The sequence below is a fragment of the Hydrogenobaculum acidophilum genome (assembly GCF_054656715.1).
Window position 1 is genome coordinate 1 of record NZ_BAAHXP010000038.1, and the last position, 1689, is coordinate 1689.

At 34.5% G+C, this 1689-nt stretch carries 3 protein-coding genes; 1 reads left to right on the forward strand and 2 read right to left on the reverse strand.

Annotation, left to right across the window (positions count from 1 at the left end; translation table 11 throughout):
• On the reverse strand, positions 1–532 hold a 532-nt coding region (locus ACYQZV_RS08990; RefSeq protein ID WP_459895279.1), incomplete at its 3' end, for a hypothetical protein.
• A 156-nt stretch (positions 533–688) separates the two neighbouring features.
• Positions 689–958: an HU family DNA-binding protein gene (locus tag ACYQZV_RS08995; protein ID WP_459895282.1), complete on the reverse strand. Its 270-nt coding sequence runs from the start codon at positions 956–958 to the stop codon at positions 689–691.
• An 85-nt stretch (positions 959–1043) separates the two neighbouring features.
• Here ACYQZV_RS08995 and ACYQZV_RS09000 point away from each other — a divergent pair.
• Positions 1044–1689 (forward strand): Rpn family recombination-promoting nuclease/putative transposase (locus ACYQZV_RS09000; RefSeq protein WP_459895285.1); only part of this gene is annotated, 646 nt, incomplete at its 3' end.

The window sequence follows — 1689 nt, forward strand, 5'->3', positions numbered from 1 at the left end:
TTTCTCTTGCTAACCACCTCCAAATTGTATATACCTCATCAAAAGCACTATCTATATCAATCACAAGCCTTTCAATGGCAAAGATGTTAGCATCAGATAAAATAGATGCATCTTTGATGACTTTATTTTTTTCTTGCCTTGTTTTGGCCTTCTTGTAAGTCTCCCAGAAGTCTTTTGGTATTTTAACTGGGTTTGGTAGATAAAGAAGCACTAGGTTTCTCTTGGTTGCTTCCATCTTTATCTTATGAAGAGTTTGCTTAGTCTTTACTATGAAGGTCTCTATAGGTATAGCTCTTTTCTCATCGTACTTAAAGAGCTGTACTACGTAAGCTTTCTGCTGGCGATACTTATGGTAATACCTTAACTCTTCTAAACCCTGTCTAGCATCTTGAGATAGTGGTTTCTCCTTTGAAAGAGATTTAACAAAGTGATGTTTTGAGATGGGGTTTAGGTTAATAATTAAGGTGCCACCAGCTTGGCTAGAACTGGTGGCTGGAGCACGGCTAGAACACCATTTATATAAATTGCTCAACTCTTAAAGAGTGAGCTTCAAGTAAAACTTTTTAAAGTAGCTTAAAAAAACGACTGCTCTCATGGTGTCCTAGCCAATATATAAATAATATATAAATATCCACCGAATTTCAACTAGTTTATGCTCATATAACAAAAAGATTGAAAATATATTTTTCTATTTTATATTCTTTAACTCCTTACTTGCTCTCCAAACAGCTACAGTTTTTTGTGGTATTTTTATCTCTTGACCTGTTTTTGGATTTCTTCCTTTTCTTTCTTTTCTAGTGGCTACTGTAAATGTCCCGAAGCTTGGGATGATGGTTTTCTCTTTTTTCTTTAAGCTCTTAGATATGGCTTCAAAAACAGCATTTATACACTTTTCAGCCTTTGCCTTTGTTATACCAGTTTGTTCTGCTACGTAGCTCACTAACTCTCTTTTTGTCATAACACGCCTCCTTAGGGTAATTTATTTTACCAAACCTTTGATATCCACAGAGGTTTTAAATATCCTCTGATGTTATAATCATCCTATGGATGATAAAGAAAAGTTGCCAGAGCATTGGAAAGAGATTGAAGAGTTAAGAAACATCCAATCCTCAGATGCTCTTTTTAAGCTCATCATGAAAAATCCAGAGAACATAAAAACATTCCTACAGGCCTATGAACCAAAACTAGCCAAACATCTTGATTTAGAGAGCATCAGGATATTAGATACAGAAAAATACAATACTATTGAAGGCAAAAAGAAATACCTAGACTTGGCCTTTGAAGTAAATGTAAAAGATAAAGACCAAAAGATAGAGCTTTATTTTATAGTAGAGCATAAATCAAGTCCAGATAAAGGCATATTCTTACAGCTCTTGTCCTATATCTATGCCAAATATGAAGAGGCCTACAGAGAAAACAAAGAGTTTCCTAACATTGTACCTATGGTAATCTATGTAGGCAAAGAAGAATGGAATATACCAACCTCTACTGTTAAAGACATTCCCATTGATGAAGAGGTAAAAGATTACCTTTTTAACCTTGCATATACTCTTAAAACTCCAAAAGATATGGACCCAGAGAAAGTAGAGGCTATAAGAAAAGATTTAGAACTTTATGGATATGCGCTTCTTATGAAAATTGCATCAGGAGAAATCCCGCTTGAACTTGGCTTAGAAAGGATTTTTTACT